Source organism: Streptomyces sp. NPDC013317 (assembly GCF_055563155.1).
The window spans coordinates 748,661-774,386 of the sequence record NZ_JBVHDX010000003.1; the positions used below are offsets into that span (position 1 = coordinate 748,661).

General features: G+C 72.8%; 16 protein-coding genes. 9 read left to right on the forward strand and 7 right to left on the reverse strand.

Going from position 1 to position 25,726, the window contains the following annotated elements:
• Positions 1-45: 45 nt before the first annotated feature.
• The 3 genes from ACZ3IJ_RS12140 to ACZ3IJ_RS12150 all read right to left on the reverse strand — a co-directional run bounded on the left by ACZ3IJ_RS12140 (position 46) and on the right by ACZ3IJ_RS12150 (position 6,556).
• Positions 46-810 carry a class I SAM-dependent methyltransferase gene (locus tag ACZ3IJ_RS12140; RefSeq protein ID WP_467467577.1) on the reverse strand — a complete coding sequence of 255 codons (765 nt, stop codon included), beginning with the start codon at positions 808-810 and terminating at the stop codon, positions 46-48.
• On the reverse strand, positions 807-5,384 hold the full coding sequence (locus tag ACZ3IJ_RS12145) for an aminotransferase class I/II-fold pyridoxal phosphate-dependent enzyme (protein WP_467467578.1): 4,578 nt from the start codon (positions 5,382-5,384) through the stop codon (positions 807-809). The genes ACZ3IJ_RS12140 and ACZ3IJ_RS12145 overlap by 4 nt, the downstream gene beginning before the upstream one ends.
• A gap of 143 nt (positions 5,385-5,527) precedes the next feature.
• Positions 5,528-6,556: a LacI family DNA-binding transcriptional regulator gene (locus ACZ3IJ_RS12150; RefSeq protein ID WP_467467579.1), complete on the reverse strand. Its 1,029-nt coding sequence runs from the start codon at positions 6,554-6,556 to the stop codon at positions 5,528-5,530.
• Positions 6,557-6,768: 212 nt separating this feature from the next.
• Between ACZ3IJ_RS12150 and ACZ3IJ_RS12155 the strand changes: the two genes are divergently transcribed.
• The 6 genes from ACZ3IJ_RS12155 (at position 6,769) to ACZ3IJ_RS12180 (ending at position 14,540) form a co-directional block, all read left to right on the forward strand.
• Positions 6,769-8,118, forward strand: coding sequence for an ABC transporter substrate-binding protein (locus ACZ3IJ_RS12155; RefSeq protein ID WP_467467580.1), 1,350 nt, complete (start codon positions 6,769-6,771; stop codon positions 8,116-8,118).
• Between the two features lie 274 nt (positions 8,119-8,392).
• Positions 8,393-9,391 carry a carbohydrate ABC transporter permease gene (locus ACZ3IJ_RS12160; protein ID WP_467467581.1) on the forward strand — a complete coding sequence of 333 codons (999 nt, stop codon included), beginning with the start codon at positions 8,393-8,395 and terminating at the stop codon, positions 9,389-9,391.
• Positions 9,392-9,395: 4 nt separating this feature from the next.
• Positions 9,396-10,271 carry a carbohydrate ABC transporter permease gene (locus ACZ3IJ_RS12165; protein ID WP_467467582.1) on the forward strand — a complete coding sequence of 292 codons (876 nt, stop codon included), beginning with the start codon at positions 9,396-9,398 and terminating at the stop codon, positions 10,269-10,271.
• Positions 10,272-10,416: 145 nt separating this feature from the next.
• A complete protein-coding gene (locus ACZ3IJ_RS12170) occupies positions 10,417-11,859 on the forward strand; it encodes a GH1 family beta-glucosidase (protein WP_467467583.1) in 1,443 nt (480 codons plus the stop codon).
• A gap of 186 nt (positions 11,860-12,045) precedes the next feature.
• Positions 12,046-12,597: a GNAT family N-acetyltransferase gene (locus tag ACZ3IJ_RS12175; RefSeq protein ID WP_467467673.1), complete on the forward strand. Its 552-nt coding sequence runs from the start codon at positions 12,046-12,048 to the stop codon at positions 12,595-12,597.
• A 164-nt stretch (positions 12,598-12,761) separates the two neighbouring features.
• Complete coding sequence (locus tag ACZ3IJ_RS12180) at positions 12,762-14,540, forward strand: VanW family protein (RefSeq protein WP_467467674.1); 1,779 nt, start codon at positions 12,762-12,764, stop codon at positions 14,538-14,540.
• On the opposite strand, the gene ACZ3IJ_RS12185 is transcribed toward ACZ3IJ_RS12180, so the two are convergent.
• Positions 14,523-15,392 carry a class II fructose-bisphosphate aldolase gene (locus ACZ3IJ_RS12185; protein WP_467467584.1) on the reverse strand — a complete coding sequence of 290 codons (870 nt, stop codon included), beginning with the start codon at positions 15,390-15,392 and terminating at the stop codon, positions 14,523-14,525. The genes ACZ3IJ_RS12180 and ACZ3IJ_RS12185 overlap by 18 nt on opposite strands.
• The gene (locus ACZ3IJ_RS12190) at positions 15,392-16,387 is read right to left on the reverse strand and encodes an SIS domain-containing protein (RefSeq protein WP_467467585.1); all 996 of its coding nucleotides are present in this window, start codon (positions 16,385-16,387) and stop codon (positions 15,392-15,394) included. The genes ACZ3IJ_RS12185 and ACZ3IJ_RS12190 overlap by 1 nt, the downstream gene beginning before the upstream one ends.
• 116 nt (positions 16,388-16,503) lie before the next feature.
• On the opposite strand from ACZ3IJ_RS12190, the gene ACZ3IJ_RS12195 reads away from it, so the two are divergent.
• On the forward strand, positions 16,504-17,304 hold the full coding sequence (locus ACZ3IJ_RS12195) for a DeoR/GlpR family DNA-binding transcription regulator (protein ID WP_467467586.1): 801 nt from the start codon (positions 16,504-16,506) through the stop codon (positions 17,302-17,304).
• A 28-nt stretch (positions 17,305-17,332) separates the two neighbouring features.
• Here the strand turns inward: ACZ3IJ_RS12195 and ACZ3IJ_RS12200 are convergent, their stop codons facing one another.
• Entirely contained in the window at positions 17,333-19,396 is a 2,064-nt protein-coding gene (locus ACZ3IJ_RS12200; protein WP_467467587.1) for a phosphocholine-specific phospholipase C, read from the reverse strand.
• A gap of 387 nt (positions 19,397-19,783) precedes the next feature.
• Between ACZ3IJ_RS12200 and ACZ3IJ_RS12205 the strand changes: the two genes are divergently transcribed.
• Positions 19,784-21,427 (forward strand): protein kinase domain-containing protein, encoded by a 1,644-nt coding sequence (locus ACZ3IJ_RS12205; RefSeq protein ID WP_467467588.1) that lies wholly within the window; start codon positions 19,784-19,786, stop codon positions 21,425-21,427.
• Complete coding sequence (locus ACZ3IJ_RS12210) at positions 21,424-22,038, forward strand: hypothetical protein (RefSeq protein WP_467467589.1); 615 nt, start codon at positions 21,424-21,426, stop codon at positions 22,036-22,038. Before ACZ3IJ_RS12205 ends, ACZ3IJ_RS12210 begins: the two co-directional genes overlap by 4 nt.
• Here the strand turns inward: ACZ3IJ_RS12210 and ACZ3IJ_RS12215 are convergent.
• The gene (locus tag ACZ3IJ_RS12215) at positions 22,010-25,648 is read right to left on the reverse strand and encodes a hypothetical protein (protein WP_467467590.1); all 3,639 of its coding nucleotides are present in this window, start codon (positions 25,646-25,648) and stop codon (positions 22,010-22,012) included. The genes ACZ3IJ_RS12210 and ACZ3IJ_RS12215 overlap by 29 nt on opposite strands.
• Positions 25,649-25,726: the final 78 nt, after the last annotated feature.

Here is a 25,726-nt window from a genome sequence, read left to right on the forward strand (position 1 = left end):
GGGGCCCGTCGCGAAGCCGCAGGTGGCAGCGGTGTCCCGCGCCGCTCAAGGCCGCGGTGGCCGCTCCGCGCGGCGGGCCGTGAGGAGGAGCAGGCCCGTGTCTCCGTACTCGGGCAGGGTGCGGTCCTTCGCCAGCCGGCTGACGCGCAGCCCGTCGGTCAGCGGAGCGAAGACGGAACGGATCGCACCCGCGTCCACCGGGCAGGCCGGCCAGGCCGGGCCGTCGCCGATGCGGTAGCTGGGCATGCGTTCCATGAAGGCGGCCACGAGATGCCCTCCGGGCCGTACCGAGCGGACGAAGTCGGCACACAACGCGGCGACCTCGGCGAAGTCCTCGGTGACGCTCTCGGCGACGAAGTTCATCGAGGCCAGGTCGTACGTCCCCGGGGGGACGTCGTCGGCGTCGCCGGGGACGATCCGTACCCGGGCGAGGGCTTCGGCGGGCGTCTCGGGAAGGCCGGGGTCGAGTTCGCGGCAGAGGGCGTGGAAGGGCCGCCAGCTCGCGTCGGGCCCGTGGGCGAGCTGTTCACGGAGGTATCCGACGCTGGCGGCGCTGGGTTCGAGGGCGTCGATGCGCCGGCTCGCTGCGGCGGCCAGCATGAGGGGGTACAGATTGGGGCCGGCGCCGAACTCCAGGGAGCGGGCGATGCTGCCGGGCGCGAACTGCCGGTAGAAGGCCGAGTGGTGGTGGATGACGCCGATGTCGCACGGGTGCAGCTGCCGGTAGTTCTCCGCCAGGTAGTCGGAGACGGGCCAGGAGTCCCAGTCCGCGTCGTGGTTGTGCCGGAGCGCCCGCGCCGACGAGCTCATCGGGAGTCCGCGGGCCGGCCGGCGGCGACGCCGGGGTGGGGGTCTCCGTGCACCCGTTGCAGGGCGAAGCGCTGCGAGAGGTCGGTCAGCGCCGCGTTGAGCTGGTCGATCTCCTCGTCGGTGTTGGCGGCGGTGACCTGGACGCGGAAGCCCACGCGGTTGCGCGGGACGAGGGGATAACTGGCCAGTGTGACGTAGATGCCGCGCGCCCACAGGAACGAGGCCACCGCTTCGAGGTCCTGTGCGTCGGCGAGCGGGATCTCGATGATCGGCAGTCCGTCGGTGTTGGGGGTGTCGATGTCCAGGGCGCGTACGTGGTCGAGGATCCGCGCGGTCTTGCGGTACAGATCGGCCCGGATGGCGTCCCCTCGCTCGGCGTTGACGTCGAGTCCGGCCAGGGCGGTGGCGAGCGAGGCCGTCGGGGAGGGGCCTGAGTAGAGGTAGGGCGCGGCCGCGACCTTGAGGTGGTCCTTCAGCCATTTCGGTACGGCGAGGAAGGCGAGCAGCGACGAGTACGCCTTGGAGAAGCCGCCGACCAGGACGACGCCTTCGTAGGACTCGCCGAGGTGGCGGACGATGCTGTTCCCCCGGGAGCCCCAGGGCGAGGACTCGCCGCCGCCCCGTTCGCCGATCACGCCGAATCCGTGGGCGTCGTCCACGTAGAGCAGTGCCCCGTTCTCGCGGCAGATCCGGGCGATCTCGCGGAGGTCCGGGAAGTTGCCGGTCATGCTGTTGACGCCGTCCATGCAGACCAGGCGGCTCTCCCCGGCAGGAACGGCGCGCAGTTGCGTGTCCAGTTCCCACGGGCTCTCCGCGTGGAAGCGCTGCACGGTCGCGCCCTGGCCTCGGGCCACCACACATCCGTCGTACACCGTGCGGTGGGCCGTCGCCTCGACGAAGACCTGTCCGTCGCCGGCGAGGAGCGGGATCACCGACTGGTGGATGAGGGTGATCGTCGGCAGCAGCAGGGTGTCGGGCGCGCCGAGGAGTTCGGTCAGCCTCTCCTCGATCCGGGGGTACAGCCGGGGGCTGCCGATCAGTCGGGACCAGCTGGGGTGCGTGCCCCAGCTGCTGACCTGCGGGCCGATCGACGCCATGATCTCCGGTTCGAGGTCGAAGCCGAGGTAGTTGCAGGAGGCGAAGTCGACGAGCCAGTCGTTCTCGACGCGCAGCTTGCGGCCGTCGATCTCGTCGATGACGGCGTCGCACATCGGGCTGGTGCGCTTCAGCCGCTCCAGGTCGCGCCACCGGCGATCGCGCTGCGCCGCACCGCGGCGTGCGCTGCCGGTCGGCCGGTTCCCCGCCGCCTGAGCCCCGGCGGCCTGTGCCTGCGCCGCCTCGGCCGCGGCCTGCTGCGCCGTCACCGGCCGGGCGGACGCCCGGGGTCGCTCCGCGACGGTGCTCCCGGCCGGTGCGGACGCGGTGACGGGCGAGGGCCGGCGCAGGAAGGACTCGGCCTGGTGGGCGGTCATGGGACGGGCGAAGAGGAACCCCTGACCGTACTGGCAGCCCATGTCGGCGAGGAGCTCGCGCTGCCCCTCGTGCTCGATGCCCTCGGCGACCACCTCGAGGCCGAGGACGTCGGCGATCCGGACGATCCCCTCGACCAGGGCGAGTTGCTGCCGGTCGGTGGCGATGTCGTCGATGAAGGACTTGTCGACCTTGAGCACGTCGATGGGGAACTCCCGCAGATAGCTGAGCGAGGAGAACCCGGTGCCGAAGTCGTCGATCGCGATGGAGACCCCGAGTTCACGCAACTGCCGCATGGTGGTGCGGATCTGCTCGTCCCTGCGCATGAGCACGGTCTCGGTGAGCTCCAGGACCAGGGTGCCGGGCGCGAGCCCGGAGGAGTTGAGGGTACGGCGGACGTCGTCGAGGAGGCCGGGGTCGCGGAACTGCCGGGGCGAGACGTTGACGTTGATGTACAGCGGCGGGTGACGGTCCGGGCGGGCCCGCTGCCAGCGGGCGACGTCGAGCGCCGCGTGTTCGAGCACCCAGGCGCCGAGCGGCATGATGTGGCCGCTCTCCTCGGCCAGGGTGATGAACTGGTCGGGCGGCACCATCCCGCGCCGCGCGTGCGGCCAGCGGATCAATGCCTCGAAGCCGGCGACGGACCCGCCGGCGACGTCCACGATCGGTTGGTAGCGCAGGGCGAAGGCATGGTCGGCTATGGCCGTGTCCATGCCCTCCTGCAGTTCGTGGCGGGCGACGAGACGGGCGTGCAGCTCGGGCCGGAAGCGCCGCCAGCGCTTCTTGCCCGCGGCCTTGGCGGCGTACAGGGCGAGGTCGGCGTGGCCGAGGAGCTCCTCGGCGTGGGCGCTGTCCAGGACCGTGGCGATGCCGACGCTCGTCGAGACCGAGACGGCGCCGTCGGTGAGGTGGAAGGGCTGGCTCAGGGTGTGCACGATCTGGGCGGCGAGGGCCTCGGCGTCACCGGGTTCCTTGGCGCCCTCGATCAGGACGGCGAACTCGTCCCCGCCCAGCCGCGCGGCGGTGTCGCTGAGCCGCAGGACGGAGGTCAGCCGACGGGCCACCGCGACGAGCAGTTCGTCGCCGACCGAGTGCCCCATGGTGTCGTTGACGACCTTGAAGTCGTCGAGGTCGACGAAGAGCATGCAGGTCAGGGTGGAGTCGCGGCGTCCGCGCAGCAGTGCCCGCTCGATCCGTTCGAGGAGCAGGACCCGGTTGGGCAGTCCGGTCAGCGAGTCGTGGAAGGCGCGGTGGGTGAGCTCCCGCTCCAGCTTCCGCTGCTCCGTGACGTCCCGCAGGGTGAGGACGAGGCCGTGGACGGTCTGTTCGTAACGGAGGTTGCTGCACCGGACCTCGACGTGCAGGTCCGTGGACTCGCCGCGGCGCAGCTTCCAGTCGTCCCGGGCGTCCACGTCGTCGCGGGAGCGGACGCCCGCGAGGATCCGCAGCGCGCTGGCGGCGTCGCCGGGAGCCAGGAGGTCGGTCAGCGGCGTCCCGGGAGCCAGCGCGTGTCCGAACATCGACTCGGCCGACGGGCTGGCGTACCGCACGGTGTCGTCGTCGTCGACGATCAGGATGACGTCCGAGGTGTTGTGGACGAGGGTACGGAAGTACGCCTCGCTGGTGCGGCGGTTGACCTCCTCGCTGAGCCCGAAGCGCTCCAGGGCGAGGGCGGCCTGGGAGGCGAGCGACTGCGCGGGGCCGGATATCTCGCGGAGCTTCTTCTCCGGGGCGGCGAGCAGCACCGCACCGAGCAGCGTTTCGCCGGCGGCGGGCGCCTGCAGGGCCAGCGGGCAGAGCAGGGCGTGCGACAGCGGCCCGAGGGCGTGCGCGACGGTGGGATCGAGCTCGTCGGTTCCCACGAGCCGGCTGCCCTGGGCGAGCAGTTCCGGCCAGGGCGGGCTCTGCGGAGCGGAGAGTTCCGTACCGCGGAAGTTCCAGGGCAGGTGCCCGGTCGGGACGGCGTACAGGAGGCGCCGGCGGTCGCGGGCGAGGAGCATCGTCTTGTGCGGCGTTCCGGGCCCGACGAGGGTCGCGGCGGCCGCCTCGACGGCGCTCGCGACCTCACGGGGGCTCAGTGCGGCCACCAGGGACGCGGCGGCGACCCGCAGACTGCGCTCGCGGGCCTCGGCGCTGCGGTGCTCGGCCATCATGTACCACAGGCGGGTGAGGACCAGCAGGAACATGATCGCGGAGAACACGGCGATGACGGCGATGTCCTGTTCCTTGTGATCACGAAGCGACTGGTAGAGCAGCAGGACGGGGGCGACGAGCGAGGCCGCGGCGAGCAGGGCGAGACGCCGTTCGGCGATGACCGGCGGCGGCTGGGGCACACGCTCGGTCAGTCCGGTCATGGAGGGGTGCAGGGCCGCCAGTCCCCAGGCCGTGAAGAAGATGACCCAGCCGAGGTCCCAGCCGGTGCCGACCGCCCAGGTCCCCTTCAGCTGGAGCGCTCCGTAGATGACGTCGGACGCCAGGATTCCGCAGGTCCCCACGGTGAGCAGCTGCACCGCTCGGGATCTCAGCCCGCCGGGCACCAGGAGGCGGGCGAGCATCGCGAGCATCAGGACGTCGCCGAGCGGATAGGCGATCGAGATGGCCTTCTCGATCCACGTCATGTCGGGCGACTTGCTGAGCGGGGTGATCAGGTACACCCAGGAGAGCAGGGCCAGCCCCGACGTGAGGATGAGGGCGTCGAGCGCCACGGCGAGGTCGCGTCCGGCGGCGCGGTAGCGGATGAAGCCGAACAGACCGATGGCGAACAGCGGGTACGTGGCGAGGTACAGGGCGTCCGCGACCGAGGGGAAGGGGTTGGTCTGGCCGAACAGGCTCTCGAGCAGGTTGTACGCGGTGTCGCCGGCGACGAAGGTGAAGTTGGCGCCCGCGAGTACGAGCCACGGCCATCGTTTGGCGGGCTTGTGGATGTGGACACCGGTGAGGATCGCGACGACGCCACTGAGACCGATCAGCGCCCAGAGAAGCGTGTGCCGGGACGGCACGGTGAGGTAGAAGGCCGTGAGCAGGGCGACGGCACAGAGATAGACGATGACCCACTGCCGCAGTGTCCCGGCCATGACCGACCGGTACTCCTGTCGCAGCGGCATCGTCGACCGCCCCCTTGCCAGGTTGCGTCCGGTGGCGCCTGGTTGCGCCCGGTGGCGGATACGGGCCCTGTTGCTGCAATTCTCCGGGCATCGAGGGCCCGATGCATCTTGGGAGGCGGTTCAGGACGGTTGCAGGAGGCGGTTCAGGACGACTCGCGGACGACCAGCTCCGTCGGCAGCACCCGGTGCGGCTGCTCCCCCGACGCCTCGGCTATCTCCTGGAGCAGCAGCCGGGCCATGGTGCGCCCCATCTCCTCGATCGGCTGCCGCACGCTGGTCAGTGGTGGGTCCATGTGACGGGCCACGGCCGAATCGTCGACCCCGACGAGGGCCACGTCCTGCGGGACCCGGCGTCCCGCCTCCCTCAGCACGCCGCGGGCTCCCGCCGCCATCACGTCCGAGGCGGCGAAGACGGCGTCGAGGTCCGGTTCGCGGTCGAGCAGCTGCCGCATCGCCCGCCGCCCGCCCTCCTCGGTGAAGTCGCCCGTGGCGACGAGCCGTTCGTCCGCGGCGATCCCGGCCTCCGCCAGGCCTTGGCGGTAGCCGTCGAGCCGGCAGCGGGCGACGTACATGTCCAGGGGGCCGGTGACGGTCGCGATGCGGCGGCGGCCGCTCCCGGCGAGATGGGCGACGGCCGACCGCCCGGCACCGACGTTGTCGGAGTCCACGTAGGCCACCTCCTCCGCCTCGGTGCGGCGCCCGTTGAGAACGGCCGGCAGGCCGAGCGCCCGCACCTGGTCCGGCAGAGGATCGTCGCCATGGACCGAGACGAGCAGCACGCCGTCCACCCGCTGGGCGGCGAGGTACTGCTCGAAACGCTGCCGCTCCTTGTCGTTCCGGATCAGTGTGAGCAGCAACTGTTTGTCCGCGTCGGCGAGTTCGGCGCTGACCCCGCGGATGATGTCGAGGAAGTACGGTTCGGCGAAGAGGCGGGCCTCGGTCTCGGGGATCACGAGCGCCACCGCGTCCGTACGGCTGCCCGCCAGCGCCCTGGCGGCGCGGTTGGGCACGTAGCCGAGTTCGGCGACGGCGCTGGCGACGGCGGCCTTGGCGTGTTCGCTCACCCGCGGGGAGCCGTTGATCACCCGTGAGACCGTGCCCCGGCCGACGCCGGCCCTGGCCGCGACCTCCTCCAGAGTGGGCCTGCCGGTCTGGCGCCCGTTCACCACCATCTGCCGTCTCCCCTCGTGTCCCCTGCGTCCCGTGACTGTATCAAGCGTGGGAGCGCTCCCAAGAACCGCGTAACGGATTCCGGCCCGCCCCTTGACACCCCTACGCGCCAGGCAGCAACCTTCCGGCGAGACGCAGTGGGAGCGCTCCCACGCACGAGCCGCGCGGGCCGCACCGAGCCACGCATCGCATCACCCCGGACGAGGAGAGTCGAATGCGCACTTCCAGCACGAGCCGCAGCAGACAGGCACGACGCCGCACCGCGTGGGCCGCGGTCGCCGGGGTCGCCGTCTGCGCCGCCCTGATCACCGGCTGCGGCGGCGACGGCGGCTCCGACGAGGCCGGCGGCGACGGACGGATCACGCTGCGCATCGGGACGTTCGGGTCGTTCGGCTACGACGACAAGACGGGCGCCAAGCTCTACGCCGAGTACGAGAAGGCACACCCGAACATCAAGATCGTCGAGTCGAACGTCGCCGACGGCCAGAAGTACTGGGACACCCTCAAGCTGCGGCTCTCCCGCAACAGCGGACTGGCCGACATCCAGGCCCTCGAGGTCGGTTACGTCGCGGAGGCCACCGGCCCCGCCATGGCGGACAAGTGGGTCGACCTCGGCACGACCGGCGGCGCGGACCTCGGCGCCTACCTCGACTGGAAGGTCAAGCAGGCCACCACCGCCGAGGGCAAGGTCATCGGACTCGGCACCGACATCGGCCCGATGGCGATCTGCTACAACAAGGAGCTCTTCGCCAAGGCCAAGCTGCCCACCGACCGCGCCGCCGTGGGCGCGCTGTGGCAGGGGGACTGGGCCAAGTTCCTGAAGACGGGCGAGACCTACAAGAAGGCCGCTCCGCCCGGAACGTCCTTCCACGACTCCGCGAGCGGTCTGTTCAACGCGGTCGTCTCCAGCCAGGCCGTCCAGTACGCCGACACCAAGGGTGAGCTGGACTACGAGAACAGCCCGGGCGTGAAGAAGGCCTGGGACACCGCCGTCGCCGCGGCGCAGGGCGGCCTCACGGCCAAGCTCCGCCAGTTCGACGAGAAGGGCACCTGGAACGCGGCCTTCAAGAACTCCGCGTTCGCCACGGTCGCCTGCCCGAGCTGGATGACCGGCATCATCAAGGACCAGGCGGGCGCGGGCAACCAGGGCAAGTGGGACATCGCGGCGCCGCCGGTGGCCGGCAACTGGGGCGGCTCGTTCCTCGCCGTCCCCAAGTCGGGCAAGCACGCCAAGGAGGCCGCGGAGCTGGCCGCCTGGCTCACCGCGCCCGCGCAGCACGCCAAGGTCTTCGGCGTGAACGGCAACATCCCCTCGACCAAGGACACGCTCTCGTCTGCGGCCGTGCAGGACGCGAAGCTGCCGTACTTCGGGGACACGCCCGTCGGCCGGATCTACTCGGAGGCCGCGGCCGGAATCACCCCGGCCCCGATCAGCCGCTGGGACGGCCAGGTGAAGACCTTCCTCACCGACAACGGCATCCTCGACATCGAGCAGCGCGGCACGGATCCCGCGAAGGCGTGGGAGAACGTCAGGAAGCTGATCGAGGACAAGATCGAGCAGTAGCCGGGACGCGGAGGCCGCGAGGCCGCCCGGCGCTCCCCCGCCGGGCGGCCACCATCCGCGCCCCCGCCACACCCTCCGCACCACACCTCCGCGCCACGCCCGTACCGACGGCACGCGCTCGTACCGACGGCACGCGCTCGTACCGAGGGCAGGCGCTCGTCTCCGACGGCACGCGCCCGTACCGACGGCACACGCCCGTACGACGGCACGCGCCCGTCCGCACGTGGCACGACCGCACGCCGCGCATCCGCACCGATTCCGAAGGGACGCCCCCGTGGCCACCTCCCTCCGGGCGGCGGCCGACGGCTCCCCGCCGCCCGCTCCGCCCTCTCCCGCCCCGCCCCCTCCCCCACCGCCCCGCGCGGGCCTTCGCAGCCGGCTCTACCGCTGGGACCTGCGGTTCAGCCCCTACGCGTTCGTCGCGCCCTTCTTCCTCACCTTCGCCGCCTTCGGGCTCTTCCCGCTGATCTACACCGGCTGGCTCTCGCTGCACCGCGTGGAGCTCGGCGGTGAAGCGGAGTGGCGTGGCCTGGCGAACTACACCTCCCTCGCGCAGAGCGAGTTCTTCTGGAACGCGCTCGCCAACACGTTCACGATCGGCGTGGTGTCGACCGTCCCCCAGCTCCTCATGGCGCTCGGCCTGGCCCATCTGCTCAACTACCGGCTGCGCGCCCGGGGGTTCTTCCGGGTCGCGGTCCTCGCCCCGTACGCCACGTCGATCGCGGCGGCCACCCTCGTCTTCGCCCAGCTCTTCAACACCGACTACGGCCTGATCAACACCGTCCTGGGCTGGGTCGGGTTCGAGCCGGTCGACTGGGAGTCCTCCAAGTGGCCCGCGCAGATCGCCATCTCGACGATCGTGACCTGGCGCTGGACCGGCTACAACGCGCTGATCTATCTGGCAGCGATGCAGGCCGTGCCGAAGGACCTGTACGAGGCGGCGGCGCTGGACGGGGCCTCGCGGTGGCGCCAGTTCCTCAGCGTGACGATTCCGTCGATCCGTCCGACGATCCTCTTCACGATCGTGGTCTCGACGATCGGCGCCACCCAGCTGTTCGGCGAACCGATGATCTTCGGCGGCAGCCTCGGCATCAGCGGGGGCAGCGGCAACCAGTTCCAGACGCTGAGTCTGCTGATGTACGAGAAGGGCTGGGTGACCGGGGCGCTCGGCCAGGCGTCCGCCATCGCCTGGGTGATGCTGCTGCTCCTGCTGGTGATCGGTGCGGTCCGCACGCTCCTCGCCCGGGCGAACCGCAAGAAGCTGGGGGCCTGAGCTCATGTCACGTCTGCGTGTTCCTCGCCGTCTCCGTCCGCGCCCTCCGGCCGGCGACCAGCACCGGGCCGGCCCGCTGACCTACGTCCTGCTCGGCCTCGCGGCCCTGATCTCCCTCTTCCCGCTCTACTGGAACCTGGTCGCCGCCTCCCACTCGGGCGAGCGTGTCGTCTCGCCCCCGGCGCCGCTGCTGCCCGGCCCACGGCTCTTCGACAACCTCGCCTTCGCCTGGGAGCAGGTCGACATGGGCGAGGCCCTGGTCAACACGACCGTCGTGGCCGGGCTGGTGGCGGTGTCCACGGTGCTGTTCGCCACCCTGGCGGGCTTCGCCTTCGCCAAGCTGCCCTTCAGGGGACGGAGCGCGATGCTGGCGCTCGTCGTGGCGACCATGACGATCCCGCCGCAGCTGAGCGTGATCCCGCTGTACCGGATCATCACCGACCTGGGCTGGGTGGACCAGCTCCAGTCCGTCGTCCTGCCGTCCCTGGTCGCCGCGTTCGGCGTCTTCTTCATGCGCCAGTACCTGATCGAGGCGCTGCCCGTGGAGCTCGTGGAGGCGGCCCGGGTGGACGGCGCGCACAGCCTGCGGATCATCTGGCACGTGGTGTTCCCGGTCGCGCGGCCCGCGATGGCGGTGCTCGGCATGCTGGTCTTCGTCCAGGCCTGGAACGACTTCTTCTGGCCGTTCATCGCGCTGACCCCGGACGGCAGCCCCACCCTCCAGGTGGCCCTGGCCGGTCTGGGAGCGGGCAACCACACCGTCGACCAGTCGATCGTGCTGACCGGCGCGCTGATATCCACCCTGCCGCTGCTGCTCGTCTTCGCCGTGCTGGGCAAGCACATCGTCGGCGGCATCACCACGGGCGCGGTCAAGAGCTGACCCGAGGTCACGGGCCGGTCCGCGGGGCACGACCCGACCCGCGGACCGGTGGCCGGACCCCGCCCGTTCCTCCCTCCTCCTATCCCTCCCCTCCCCCTATCCCTCCCGTCCCCCGTACGCCTCTCTCACCCGGGAGCACTTCCGCATGACCGCGACAGATCCCCGACCGCACACGACGGTCCGTCAGTTCCCGCCCGGCTTCCTGTGGGGCGCCGCCACCGCCGCGTACCAGATCGAGGGAGCGGCGGCCGAGGACGGCCGTACGCCGTCTATCTGGGACACCTTCTCGCACACCCCGGGGAGGGTGTTCGAGGGCCATACCGGCGATGTGGCGGTCGACCACTACCACCGCTTCCGGGACGACGTCCGGATGATGGCGGACCTCGGCCTGAGTGCCTACCGCTTCTCGGTGTCCTGGCCGCGCGTCCAGCCCACCGGCCGCGGACCGGCCGTCCAGAAGGGGCTGGACTTCTACCGCCGGCTCGTCGACGAGCTGCTCGCGGCCGGCATCGAGCCGGTCGCCACGCTCTACCACTGGGACCTGCCGCAGGAGCTGGAGACGGCGGGCGGCTGGCCCGAGCGGGCCACGGCCGAGCGGTTCGCGGCGTACGCCGCACTGGTCGGCGAGGCGCTCGGCGACCGGATCTCCCGCTGGACCACGCTCAACGAGCCCTGGTGCAGCGCCTTCCTCGGCTACGGCTCCGGCGTCCACGCGCCCGGCCGCACGGACCCCGTCGCGGCCCTGCGCGCCGCGCACCACCTGAACCTCGGCCACGGGCTGGCCGCGCAGGCACTGCGCGCCGCGCATCCCGGGCGGGCGAGGATCTCCATCAGCCTGAACCTGCACGAGGTCCGTCCGCTCACCACCTCGGCCGCGGACCGGGAGGCGGCGCGCCGGATCGACGCCGTCGGCAACGGGGTCTTCCTGGGCCCGCTCCTCGACGGCGCGTATCCCGCGGACCTCCTCGCCGACACCGCCTCGCTGACCGACTGGGCGTTCGTACGCGACGGCGACACGGCCACGATCGGCGGGCCGCTGGACTCGCTCGGCATCAACTACTACACGCCGACGGTGGTGTCGTCGGTCACCGAGGGGATGGCGAAGCCGCAGGACGACGGGCACGGGGCGAGCGACCACTCCCCCTGGCCCGGGGCGGACGACGTCGCCTTCCACCGGGCGCCGGGCGAGCTGACGGCCATGGGCTGGGCGGTGGACCCGAACGGACTGTACGAGCTGCTGACCAGGATCTCCGCACGCCGCCCGGACCTGCCGCTGCTGATCACGGAGAACGGCGCCGCGTACGAGGACGTGGTCGGCGCGGACGGCTCGGTCCACGACCCCGACCGGATCGCCTTTGTGCACGGTCATCTGGCGGCCGTGCACCGGGCGATCGAGGACGGGGCGGACGTCCGCGGCTACTTCCTCTGGTCGCTGATGGACAACTTCGAGTGGGCGTACGGCTACGCGAAGCGGTTCGGCGCGGTCCACGTCGACTACGACTCGCTCGCCCGCACCCCCAAGTCGAGCGCCCACTGGTACGCGCGCGTGGCACGGTCGAACGCGCTGGTGGACCCGCTGGAGGGCTGAACCGGCGGTGCGTGAGGGGGTGTCCGTCCCTCACGCACCCGGCCCCGGCCTCCGTCGCCTCCTGGGCGGCTGGTAGTCTGCCCGTACGTCAATGAGCCTCTCCGGCTGGGCCGTCGCCCCGCCCGGGAGGCTTTTTTCATGCCACAGAACCCGAGAAGCCCCCTGCCCCGAGTCCCCAAGCGGCCCGTGCCGGACGTGTCCGTGCGCCGCGCGGGCCCTGCCGACCGGCCCACCGTGGAACGCCTCTGGCTGATGTTCCGCCACGACCTGTCCGAGTACACCGGTGTGCTGCCACGCCCGGACGGAACCTTCCGCAGCGAGCGGCTCGACTCGGCCTTCGCGGACGCCGACTGGGCCGCGTACCTGGTGACGAGCGGAGAGCACCCGGTGGGTCTCGCGTTCGTCCGCGGTCTGTCCGCACCGACGCGCGTGCTCAACAGCTTCTTCGTGGTGCGCGCCGCGCGGCGCGCGGGAGTCGGGCTGCGCGCGGTACGGGAGGTCATGGGCGCGCACCCGGGGCGCTGGGAGGTCGCCTTCCAGGAGGAGAACGCCGCAGCCGTGCGGTTCTGGCGCCGGGTCGCCGCCGACATCGCCGGCGAGGCCTGGGACGAGGAACGCAGGCCGGTACCGGGCCGGCCGGACGTACCTCCCGACACCTGGATCTCGCTCGACGTGCCGGCGACGCTCCGTCCGGGCCCGGACAGGCCGGGCCCGGACAGGCCGCGTTCCGTGGCATAAGAGCAGGTCAGAGCCGTCCGACATGCGTGGGCCACCCGCTCGGCGTAACGTCACGCTTGGATCTCGGGTACCCCGACCCACCGGGAGGCCGTGTGAGCGACTCCAGCGACTCCAGGCACGAGGACGACGCGACGCCGTCGTCCTCTCGCGGTCGGCGCATACGCATGGCGGTGACGGCGGCCGGAGTGGCCCTCGTCGCCGCGGGCGGCCTGTACGCGGCGGGACTCCTCGCCACGGGCAACGACATCTCCGAGGGCACGCGGGTGGCCGGTGTGGACATCGGCGGCATGAGCCGCCAGGAGGCGCGGGCGACGCTGACGGCGGCTGCGCCCGCGTCCTGGACCGCCCCGATACCGGTACGGATCGGCGCGAGCACCGGCACCGTCGATCCGGCCGCGGCCGGGCTGAGCGTCGACGTGGAGAAGACCGTCGACAAGGCGGCGGATCCCTCGCGAGATCCCGCCACCGTGATCGGCCGGCTGTTCTCCACCGACGAGCGGAACGTCGAACCGGTCGTCGCCTTCGACGAGTCCGAGGCCCGCGCGGCGATGACCGAGGCGGCCCGTACCTACGACCGGACGACCGTCGAGGGGGCCGTCTCCTTCGAGGACGGGCAGGCGGTCACCGTCCAGCCGCGCGTCGGACAGAAGCTGGATGTCGACGGCGCCGTGGACACGCTGCGGGCGAACTATCCCGAGCCCGAGGGCGGGAACCCGGTGCCGCTGCCGACCGCCGTCTCCCCGCCCAAGGTCGGCGAGGCGGAGACGGCCCGTTTCCTCAACACGTTCGGGACGCCCGCGATGTCGGGGCCGGTGACCCTCACCGTCGACGGCGAGAGCCTGCGGATCACCCCGACCACGCTCGGCGCGCATCTGACGGTGAAGGCCGACGACGAGGGCAGGCTCGTCCCCACCCTCGACGAGCAGGGGCTGATCCGTGACCCTGCCGTGGCGCGCCCGCTCGACAGGGTCGCCACCGGTCCGGTCGAGGCCCGCCTCGGGGTGGAGAACGGCAAGGTGGTGGTCCTCGCGGACGGGCGGCCCGGGCACGAGGTGACGGCCCAGGCCCTGGGCGCGGCGGTCATGCCGCTGCTGCCGAAGCGGGGCGACGCCGCGCGGACCGGTCCCGTGGCCACCCGGCTGATCCAGCCGGTGCTGACCCGGAAGTCGGTGGCGGAGATGGGGATCAAGGAGCAGATGTCGACGTTCACGGTGAACTTCCCCACCGCCCCGTACCGGACGACCAACATCGGCCGGGCGGTCGAGCTGATCAACGGCTCGCTGGTGAAGCCGGGCGAGGTCTGGAGCTTCAACAGGACCGTCGGGGAGCGCACCAAGGCCAACGGCTTCGTCGACGGCACGATGATCCTGGACGGGCAGTACCACTCCGCGCCGGGCGGCGGGGTCTCCGCCGTCGCGACCACGGTCTTCAACGCGATCTTCTTCGCGGGGGTCAAGCCGGTCGAGTACGGGGCGCACTCCTTCTACATCGAGCGGTACCCGCCGGGCCGGGAGGCGACAGTGGCCTGGGGCACGCTGGACCTGAGGTTCCGCAACAACTCCGACGCCTGGATCTACATCAAGGCGAGCTCCACCGACTCCTCCGTGACCGTCAGCTTCCTCGGCACGAAGAAGTTCGACGCCGTGGAGGCGGTGGAGGGCCCCCGCACCAATCTGACGGAACCCTCCGAGCGGACCGGCTCGGGCCCGAAGTGCGAGCCGCAGACTCCGCTGGAGGGCTTCGACATCACCGTGGACCGGGTCTTCCGCGACGGCGGGGCGGAGGTCGGCCGGGAGACGTTCCGTACGCACTACACCCCGCGCGACCGCGTCACCTGCGAGGAACCGGGAGCCGACGAGGACCCGGGGACCGCGCAGGACTCGTCCGCACGGGGCGCCCCCGCGCAGAACCCGGGCCGACAGGGCTCAGGGGCCGACGACTGAGCTGCGCACCAGAGGCGCCTCGGCGCCCAGCACTCCCAGCAGATGGGAGACCGCCTCCGCGACGGCCGTGCGGGCCGGGCCGAGGTAGCGGCGCGGGTCGACGGTCGTGACGTTCTCCCCCAGGTGGGTACGGACGGCCTGGGTGAACGCCTTGTTGAGGTGCGTGGCCACGTTCACCTTCGTCATCCCGGCGCCGACGGCCCGGCCGAGGTCGGCGTCCCCGACGCCCGAGGAGCCGTGCAGGACGAGCGGGACGTCCACGGCCTCGCGCAGTCGGGAGACCAGGTCGAGGTCGAGGACGGCGTCCCGGGTGAGCATCGCGTGGGAGCTGCCGACGGCGACGGCGAGGGCGTCGACGCCGGTGGCGGCGACGAAGGCGCGCGCCTCGGCGGGGTCGGTGCGCACCCCGGGCGCGTGGGCGCCGTCCTTGCCGCCCACCTCGCCCAGTTCCGCCTCCACCCAGACGTTCTCGCGGTGGCAGTAGTCGGTCATCTCGCGGGTGGCGGCGACGTTCTCCTCGTACGGGAGGGTCGAGGCGTCGAACATGACGGAGCCGAACCCGAGGGCGACGGCCTCGCGGACGAGGCCGGGCGACTCGGCGTGGTCGAGGTGGACGGCGACCGGGACGGCGGCCCGCCGGGCGATGGCGAGCGTCGCGAGCGCGATGGGCTCCAGGGCGCCGTGGTAGCGGGCGGTGTTCTCGCTGATCTGGAGGATGACGGGGCGGTCCGCGGCCTCGGCGCCGGCGACGATGGCCTGCGCGTGCTCGATCTGGATGACGTTGAACGCCCCGGCGCCCGCCCCGTGCTCGCGGGCGTCGAGGACGATCTCGCCGGCGGTGGTGAGCGGCATCAGCTCTCCTCCGTCGCGCCGTGGTCGAGGACGACGGACCGGGTGAGGTTGCGCGGCCGGTCCGGGTTCTGCCCCTGGGCCTCGGCGAGCAGGACGGCGAGCCGCTGGGCGCGGACGAGGTCGGCCATGGGGTCGAGTTCGCCGTCGGCGTCGCCGGACTCCGCGACGAGGGTGCCGCCGACGCGGGCCACGTCGGCGGCGAGGCCGGTGGGCACGGGGCCGAAGGACCAGGCGACCCGGCCGGGCGCGGTGATGCTGATCGGGCCGTGGCGGTACTCCATGGCCGGGTAGGCCTCGGTCCAGGCGCCGGCGGCCTCGCGCATCTTCAGGCCCGCTTCGAGGGCGAGTCCGTAGGTCCAGCCGGTGCCGAGGAAGGTGTACTGCTCGGCACCGGTGATCTCGGCGGCGAGCGGTTCGGCGACGGCGCGTTCGGCGTCCTTGGCCGCCCGTTCGACGGTACGCACGCCGGCCGGGAGGGCGTCCTCCGCCTCCAGGTGCGCGCGGAGCAGGGCGAGGGCGGTGGTGGCGAAGCGGGTCTGCACCACCGATTCCTCGTCGGCGAAGTCGAGGACGGCCACGGCGTCCGCGGCGGCCATGACGGGGGTCGCCGGGTCGGCGGTGAGGGCGCCGGTGACGACGGTCCCCTTGACGCGGCGGAGCAGGTCGAGGACTTCGGTGGTGGTGCCGGAGCGGGTGATGGCGAGGATCCGGTCGTATCGCCGTCCGAGGGGGAACTCGGAGGCGGCGAAGGCGTCGGTCTCGCCGTGACCGCCGGTCTCGCGGAGCTGGGCGTAGGCCTGGGCGATGAACCAGGAGGTGCCGCAGCCGACGACGGCGACGCGCTCGCCCCGCACCGGCAGCGCCGCGCGGTGCTGGGGCAGGGTCTCCGCGGCCTTGCGCCAGGAGGCGGGCTGGGAGGCGATTTCGGCGGCGGTGCGGGAGGGTCCCGTAGGGGGCACGTGCGACTCCTTCACAGACAGAGAATGCTCGGTCATGCTCGTAAGAGATGATTTTCGAACATCTTCGAGCATCCATCACTGTGCGCAGTATCCATCAGCGGCGGCGTGCGGTCCAGGGTCCACGGCGTCGGCGCGGCGCTAAAATCGCGATCATGTCGAAGCACGAGCGGTGGAACACGCTCCTCGAACTCCTCTCCTCCACCGGCAGGCTGGAGGTCGAGGAGGCCGCCGCCACGCTCGACGTCTCCCCCGCCACGATCCGCCGGGACCTGGACGAACTCGCCGAACAGCGGCTCCTGGTCCGTACCCGCGGCGGAGCCGTCCCGCACGGTGTCTCGTACGAGCTGCCCCTGCGCTACAAGTCCTCCCGGCACGCCTCGGAGAAGCAGCGCATCGCCGCCGCGGCGGCGGAGCTGGTCCACGAGGGCGAGGTGCTCGGGCTCAACGGCGGAACCACGACCACCGAGGTGGCACGCGCGCTGGCGCTGCGCTTCGGGGGCGGCAGGACGGAGGCGCCCGGCACCCCGCCCGCACCCGCGCTGACCGTGGTGACCAACGCGCTCAACATCGCCGGCGAACTCGCCGTACGGCCCCAGATCAAGATCGTCGTCTCGGGGGGTGTGGCGCGCCCGCAGACGTACGAACTGGTCGGCCCGCTCGCCGCCGGGGTCCTGAACGAGGTGGTGCTCGACGTCGTCGTCCTCGGCGTCGACGGAATCGACCCGGAACTCGGCATCATGGCGCACCACGAGGACGAGGCGGGGATCAGCCGGCTCTTCGCCGAGCGCGCGAGCCGGGTCGTCGTGGTCACCGACTCCTCGAAGATGGGGCGGCGCGCCTTCGCCCGGATCTGTGGCCTCGACCGCGTCGACGTGCTGGTCACCGACGCGGCCCTCCCGGCGGAGGCGGTGCGGCGGCTGACCGACGCCGACGTGCGGGTCGTCACCGTCTGACCGGCCGCCGCACCGCCCCCTTCCGGCCTCAGCCGGTGATGATCCCCGGGTCGCTGACGCCCGCCGTGCCGTTCTCGACATGGCCCGCGAAGCGCCGGAGGAAGGTGCTGTTCCCGCTGGAGACGACCGACAGGTCGTACCAGCGCTTGCTGCCCCGCAGGTCCACGGTGTGCGTCACCGTGGCGCCCTGGGCGACCGTGACGCGCTGGACCTGGCCTCCATAGGCGGGCGCGTTGGTGACCGTGAGGGCGACCGCGGCGGCACCGGTGTTCGTCATCGTCAGCACGACGTTGCCGGAGACGGCGTCATGACGGGCCGTCACCTCCGGGCCCGCCGTCGTGCCCGGACCGCGGAAGCCGCGCAGGAATCCGTTGGGGCCGGTCACCGTGAGGTCGTAGACCCCGGCGGAGTAGGCGGAGTTCCAGGAGTCGGAGATGCTCCGGCCCGCCGACACCGTGTACGTCCACGGCCCGTCGGTGCGGTTCGGCGCGGTGATGTAGTAGCAGGCACCCGCCTTGGCGCCCGCGCCGAAGGTCAGCGCGAAGCGCCCGGTGGACGGCGTCGCCGCGCCGTCGACGTACAGCTCGTACGGCAGCGCCCTGGCCGGGCGCGCTCCCGCCTCCTGGACGGGCAGCACCGGCTTGGCCGGCGGCTTCGGTACGTAGCTGGGGTGCCGGTCGTTGTCGAGCGGCTTGTACGCCGAGGTGTCCGGCAGCGCCGCCGGCGCCGTGTCCTCGAGGCCGAAGTCGAAGGCGGAGGTGAGATCGCCGCAGACGGCGCGGCGCCAGGGCGAGATCTGCGGTTCCGCCACTCCGAAGCGGCGCTCCATGAAGCGGATGATCGAGGTGTGGTCGAAGGTCTCGGAGCAGACGTAACCGCCCGTGCTCCAGGGCGAGACGACCAGCATCGGGACGCGCTGGCCGAGGCCGTAGACACCGGCGGCGTAACTCGCGTTGCCGGAGAACCGGTCGAGGGAGGTGTCGACGGTCGAGAGCCCCTGGGAGGCGGAGGACGGCGGGTACGGCGGGACGACGTGGTCGAAGTAGCCGTCGTTCTCGTCGTACGTGATGAAGAGCGCGGTCCTGCTCCACACCTCCGGGTTGGAGGTCAGCGCGTCCAGGACCTGCGAGATGTACCAGGCGCCGTAGTTCGAGGGGAAGTTGGGGTGCTCGGTGAAGGCCTCGGGCGCCGCGATCCAGGAGATCTGCGGGAGCCGTCCGGCGGCGACGTCGGCCCGCAGGATGTCGAAGAAGCCGTCGCCCTTCGAGGCGTCCGTGCCGGTGCGGGCCTTGTCGTAGAGCGGGTCGCCGGGCTGCGCGTTGCGGTACTGGTTGAAGTACAGCAGCGAGTTGTCGCCGTAGTTGCCTCGGTAGGCGTCGTTGATCCAGCCCCAGTGCCCGGCCGCGTTCAGACCGTCGCCGATGTCCTGGTAGATCTTCCAGGAGACCCCGGCCTGCTCCAGCCGCTCGGGGTACGTCTTCCAGCTGTACCCCGCCTCCTCGTTGCCGAGGACGGGACCGCCGCCCGTGCGGTCGTTGCCGGTGTGGCCGGTCCACATGTAGTAGCGGTTGGGGTCGGTGGCGCCGATGAACGAGCAGTGGTAGGCGTCGCAGATCGTGAACGCGTCGGCGAGCGCGTAGTGGAACGGGATGTCGTTCCGGTTCAGATAGGCCATGGTGCCTGCGGACTTGGCGGGGATCCACTGGTCGTACCTGCCGTTGTTGAAGGCCTTGTGGCCCCCGGCCCAGTCGTGGTTCAGACCTGCGATGAACTGCATGCCGAGGTCCTCGGCGGTGGGGTGGTACGGCAGCACGGTCTTGGAGCCGTCCTGCTGGTGCCAGACCGACTTTCCGCTGGGGAGCGTGATGGGGCGCGGGTCGCCGAAGCCGCGGACCCCCTTCAGGGCTCCGAAGTAGTGGTCGAAGGACCGGTTCTCCTGCATCAGGACGACGATGTGCTCGATGTCCGCGAGGGTGCCGGAGGTCCGGGCGGCGGGGATGGCGGCGGCCCGGGCGATACTACTGTCGAGCGCCGCGAAGCCCGCGGTGGCGCCGGCTATCTGGAGGAAACGGCGCCGGTTGAGTTCGGTCATGGGTCTGAGCACCTCTGATGGATTCCGGTGGGGGAGGACGGTGGTCCGAGCGAGCCCAAGATCAGTGGGTGAGAGGACGTGGACGTGTCGTCGATGCGTGGGGGCGCGGTACAGGACGTGAACGCGGGGCACCTGATCGCGGAATTGCCGGGACGCCGCCAGGGCCCCGGGCCCACCCGCGGCCGGGGGCGCCCCCGCGGCCGACGTTCACCGTAGGGGCCACCGCCGCCCGGCGGGGGCGGTGTGCGAAGAGTCCATGGGGTCGCGCAAGAAGTCCATGCGCCGCCCGTACGCCGTCCTCGCGCCGTCCGCACCCCACGCGCGCGCCCTTGCCGGGAACCGGTCGTGGCCGGAATCTGTCCCCGTTGAAGAAGACTGGGGGGCGGGATGAACGCTTGGGTGGTGCCCGGATACACGGAGTTCCGGGAGCTGGGTGCGGGCGCGAGCGGGCGCGTGGTGCTCGCCGTCCACGACGCGACCGGGCAGCCGGTGGCCGTGAAGTACCTCGGCGAGCGGCTGCGGACCGATCCGGCCTTCGTCCGGGGGTTCCGGGCGGAGGCGCGGCGGCTCGCCGCACTCGAATCGCCGCACGTCGTGGGCTTGTACGAGTACGTGGAGGCGCCGTGGGGCGCCGCGATCGTGATGGAACTGGTCGACGGGGTCGCCCTGCGCGCGCTGCTCGCCCGGGAGGGCGCCACCGGACCCGAGGCGGCGCTCGTGGTCCTCAAGGGCTCGCTCCTCGGCCTGGCCGCCGCGCACCGGGCCGGGGTCGTGCACCGCGACTACAAGCCGGACAACGTCCTGGTCGCCGCCGACGGCTCGTCCACGCTCGTGGACTTCGGCATCGCGACGGACCACGGCGGCACGCCGGGGGTCGCGGGCACACCCGCCTACATGGCGCCCGAGCAGTGGAACGGCGAGCCCGCGTCCCCTGCCGCCGACGTGTACGCGGCCACGGCGACGTTCTTCGAGTGCCTGACCGGACGCAAGCCCTTCACCGGCCAGAACATCGCCGAACTGGCGCTGCAGCACCTCGACGCGCCCGTACCGGACGAGGACGTCCCGGAACCCCTGCGACCGCTCATCCGGCGCGGCCTCGCGAAGACCCCCGGGGAACGCCCCGCACACGCGACGGCCTTCGTGGCCGAGCTGGAAGGGATCGCCACGGCCGCCTACGGGCCCGACTGGGAGGAACGGGGACAGCGCAGGCTGGCCGCGCTCGCCGCGCTCCTGCCGCTGCTCTTCCCCACCGCCGCCGGCGAACCGGCCACCGGCACGACCGCGCTGGCCACGACCACCCTGCCCCGGCCCCCCGGCCGCCTGCGCCGGCTGTGGCCGGAGATCGTCGTCCCGGCCGGTATCACCGCGGTGATCCTCGCCCTGCTCGCGGCCGTCGCCGCCCGCGCCGGCGACGAGGGGGGTCGTACGACGGCGGAGGCGTTCGCCACCACGAGCACGCTGCCGACCGCACCCGCCTCTCCCACGGCCGCGCCGCCCACGAGCACGGCGTCTCCCGAAGGCACGCCGTCGGCGTCCGAGGAGGCGACCCCTTCGGCGACCCCGTCCCCGACGCTCACGATCACGCCGACGCCGACGGTGACCCTCGTCCCCACGGCGACGACGGATCCGCCGACCACGCCCCCGACGACACCGCCCACGACGCCGCCGACCACTCCGCCCACGACACCGCCCACGCCCCGTCCGGTCGGTGTGAAGGCGGTGTCCGTCACCGCGCTGCGGCAGACGGGTACGAGCACGGCGGAGGCCTCGTTCGAGGTCGTGACGGACGGGACCGGTCCGGTGGTCGTCCAGATCTCATGGTTCACGGCCGACGCCAAGGGCTCGTCGGGTGTGCCGGACGGCTCCGAGAGCGTACGGCGCAGTGGCGCGACCCGGTACACGATCACGCTGGCCCACACCTTCCCGAGGGCCGGCGGCTGCTACTGGGGCGTCCGGGCCGCCACGGACCCGGCCGCCGCGAACGGCGCCTCCACGCAGCAGATCCTCACGAGGAGGTGCACGATCTCATGAGCGGCCACGACCCCGACGAGTACAGCGCCACGGTGCTCGGCAGCCAGTGGTTCGAGGGACCCGCGCAGGACGTGGAGCCGGACCGGGTGGAGGGCGCCGTCCTCAGGTTCGGCCCCGGGGTGACCCCGGCCACTCGGCACCGCCTGGCCGGTGGCCCGACGACCGCCCAGATCTGGCACGGCGGTCCGCCCGAGGCTCCACCGCGCCGCCGCAGGGCACTGCGGCGGTACGCCCTGCCCGCCGCCGTCCTGCTCGCCGTCCTCGCGTTCCTCGCCTGGCAGCGGCTCGGGCCGGAGGTGTCGGTACGCGGGGTCTCGGTCGCCGCCCCGGCACGGCCGCCCGGTTGCGACGGCACCGCCGACGTCGTGGCGGTCCTCGAGACCGACGGGCGGCCCGGCACCGTCACGTACCGCTGGGAGCGCAGTGACGGCACATCGTCCGGGCTGCTGCGGGAGCGGCTCGCCCGCCACCAGACGCAGGCGCGCCTGCATCTGCTGTGGACGTTCCACGGCCCCGGCGAGCACCGGGCGACGGCACGGCTCGTCGTCGTCTCCCCCACCCGGCACACCGCGGAGACCCGCTTCACCTACCGCTGCGAGACGGCTCCGTAGGGCCGACGGACAGAAGCTCGGGCGTGGCGCAGGCCGGTGCACGGTCGGCGTCCGGATCCGTGAGACGGGCGTGGAGGGAATCCCAGGCGTCCTGGTCGGCGCCGAGCCGCTCGGCCACCAGCCGGGCGGTCTCCTCCAGGGCGGCCGCCACCTCCTCGGGAGCGTCCGGCCGTCGGCGGGCGCGGCCCAGGTAGCTCAGGACGACGGCCGCCGGAGCGGCCTCTCGGACGAGGTCGCGCCCGGTCAGCCGGCCGGTCCTCAGCACGTGGTCGAGCAGGGCGTCCACCGGCTCGCGCCCGTACGTGTCGACACCGTGCCGGACGCGCGCCACGGTCTCCTGCCGGTCCGGCGGCGTGCCGAACGCCGACAGCCGGTGGAGGTGCCCGGCGTGCCGGATCCGGAAGTCCTGAGGAGCGCCGGGGTGCCGGACCACGGCCTCCCAGAAGGGGACGGGGTCCCGCGCGTGCTCGGCCTCCAGTGCCTCCCAGTCAGGGGTGCCCGGGGTGCTGTCGAGGAGGGCGCGGGCGTCTCCGTGCGTACGGCACTTCCGCAGCCGCGCCACGAGGCGTCCGGGTGCCAGCTCCTTCGCCGCCCGGGCCGCCAGCACGGAGTCCGGATCGCCGCTCGCCAGAGCCTTCTGGCAGAGGCGGGTGACGGCGGCCCCGAGCCGTCCGCCCGCCGCGAGGGCGGCGAGCCGGCCGGGCCCGCCGTGGCGCAGCAGGCTGAGCGCGCCGACCAGTTGCTGGGCCATCGTCAGCTGCTTGCCGGCCCGGTCGAAGACCAGCTCGACGAGATCCGGCTGGGCCGACTCCAGCCAGGCCGTACGCCCGCCGGGGAGTTCGGCGAGGGGGTCGGCGCGCACGGCGGCGGCGAGGCGCCGTGCGAGGGCGCCCGGGCGGGCGGCGACGCGTCGGGACACGTCCGGATCGCCGTTGGTGCGGAGCACGGCGAGGTCCACGTCCGGGTCGGCGAGGTCCAGGAGCTCGCTCAGGGCGGTGGAGTCGAGCCAACGGGACTGCTGCGAGAGCACCGTCAGGGCCGACGGGTCGCGGTGGGCCAGGAGGAACGCGAAGGCGGTGGGCGAGGTCGCGCGGAACCGGAGGACGAACGCGGCCAGCATCCACGGCCCGTCGGGGCCGAGTCGGCCCATCACCGAGGCGAGGGCGTCGGGTCCCGCCACGCAGAGCAGGGTCCCGAGCGGCCAGGCCCACAGGTGGTTGCCACGGGCGAGCAGGCGCACCGCCGACTCGGGCGAGGTGGGCGGCTCGGTGGGGGCGAACGGCGAGGCGTGGCCGAGGGGAGCGCGCGCCTCTTCCACGGAGACGGCCGTGCGCCGGGCGTCGCGCCGCGACCGGTCGAGGAGTTCGGGCCAGGTGGCCGCGTGGCGGCCGGCGGTCCCGTCCCCGTCCGGCTCGGACGTCGACCGTCGGGCGGCGGCCGCGAGCCGCAGCCAGCCGTCCGCGTCCGTCCCCAGTTCGCGCTCCAGGAAGGCGGCGAGGGCGCGTCGCCAGGCCGCGAGAAAAGCCAGGTCGTTCCAGTCGTGGGGCACGCGCAGCATCAGGGCGGCCGGGAGGTGGCTGAGCAGGTCGTCGGCCGACACGATGCCGTGCAGATAGGCCTGTTCGGCGATGCGGGCGAGGGAGCCCGGCTCCGGTGTCCCCGCCATCCGTGCGAGCGTGTCGGCGCGCGCGGGCGGGCGGCACCGGTGCGCGAGGTCGTTCAACCCCCGCGCCATGCAGGCCTCGTGGAGCCAGTCGGGGTGGCGTAGGCCGGGGACGTCGTCCCGGGTGTGGGCGGACAGGCGGCGCAGGACCTCCGGATCGTCCGGCAGCGGCGCGGTGCCGGGGGCGGCCAGCAACCTCAGCAGGTCGATCGCGCCGAGCGCGGCACGTGCCCGCGTACCTGCCGGTCGCGCCGGCGGCGCCGCGTCGCCGTCCGTGGCGGGAGCGCTCCCGGCACGGGCGCGGGGCACATCGTCGCCTTCGGCGCGGGTCGGAGCGGGCGTCGACGTGTACGTCTGCGTCTGCGACGGCTGCCCGACGCCCGCGCTCCTCGCCGCCTCGGCCAGCGTGCCCGGGTGATCGGGAAGGTTCCGCAGGAGCGCCTCCACGGCATCGGGGCGCACCGCCAGGTGGTCCTCGTACAACGCGGCAAGGATTCTTCTGACGCCATCGCCGTCCAGGCCCCGTTCGCAGACCGCGCGGAGCGCCTCCACGGCTCGGGCCGCGGGCCTGGCCGTCGTCACCAGCTCGACGGGGTCGAGCAGCCCCGCCTCGACCATGCCCACGGCCCAGTCGGCGGCCGAGCCGTCCAGCACCTCCTCGGCCAGGCGACGGTCCGGCGGGGTGAGGTTCCCCGCGATACGGCCGCCCGCCCGCCACGGTCCGTTGAGCAGGGTCAGCCGGAACTCCGCGCGCTCGGCGTCCGTGGCGTCCTCGTGGCGGAGCAGCTCCTCCGCCGCCTTCGGCATGAAGGGACGCGTCCGGTTGGCCGCCGCCAGGGCCCGGACATCGTGGGCGTACGGCTCGTTGAGCAGATCGCGCAGGGTGCTGGTACCACGAGAGACGCCCAGGAGCCGTGGCAGCGCGGCCGGATCGTCGTACGGTTCGCCCGAGTCCCGCAGCCGGAGCGCCGCGCCCGCGCCCGCGGTGTGGAGTGCTTCGGCGGCTTCGGCGCGGATCTCCGGGTGGAGGAGCGGCACGACGGACGGATCGGCGAGCATGGTGCGCAGGGCGTCCGCGCCCCGGCACTCCAGGACCCGCAGGAGGGCGTGGCGCTGTGCCACCTTGCGTACGCCCCAGGTCAGCGCCTGTGCGACCAGAGGCGGGTCCCCGCTGACGAGCAGGGGCGCGGTCCGGGCACGTGACGCGGCGCCGGCGGGCGACAGCAGTTCCGCCCTGAGCGTCTCCTCGAGCGGGACGCGGGCCTGCGCATGGGCGTGGACGATCGTGCGGCGCAGGGACGGGGTGCAGCGGTTGTTGCGGTAGACGGCCGCGCTCACCCGCGGGTCGTCCGCGCCGACCAGCCGTTTGAGCACCCTGGCGTCGATCCGGGGGTGGCGGGCCAGCGCGGTGCGGGCCCGGGTGTCGCCGTGCACCACGACGGCGGAGGTCAGCGAGGGACCGGGGAGGGAGCCTCCCGCGAGGATCGTCTCCAGGGTCCGCTCCGGGAGCGCGGTCAGCGCGGCCGCCGCGTGCGCGGGCGCCGCCCGCTCCAGAAGCAACTCCATGGTGTCGCAGACGGACTTGGGCGGGAGCCGGTCCGCTGCGTCCTCGCTCGGGACGGGCAGTTCGGCGAGCAGGTCCGGCAGTGCGTCCGGCGCGGTGGTGAGGGCGTCGTGAAGCCGGCGCCAACGCGTCCCGGATCCCGCGAGGTGGCGACCCGTCAGCTCCTTGAGCAGCACGGCGGCGGCTCCGGCCGGCGGCAGGTCGCGGGAGAGCGCGCGCGCCAGGCCGCGCGCGGGGCGCGCCGACCGGATCACCGCGACCGCGGCCTGGTCGTCGTGACGGCCCGTCACGACGGCCGTGCCGTCACGGGACGGACCGCCGGGGCCGGTCAACGCGTCCATCAGACGACGCAGTTCGGCCGGGGCCGTGGACGCACCGGACATGCTCGTGTTCCCCCTCGCGCTGGGACGGCGACGAGGAACATTGCACCATCCGGGTCCGACAGTGCCGCTCCGCCCGGA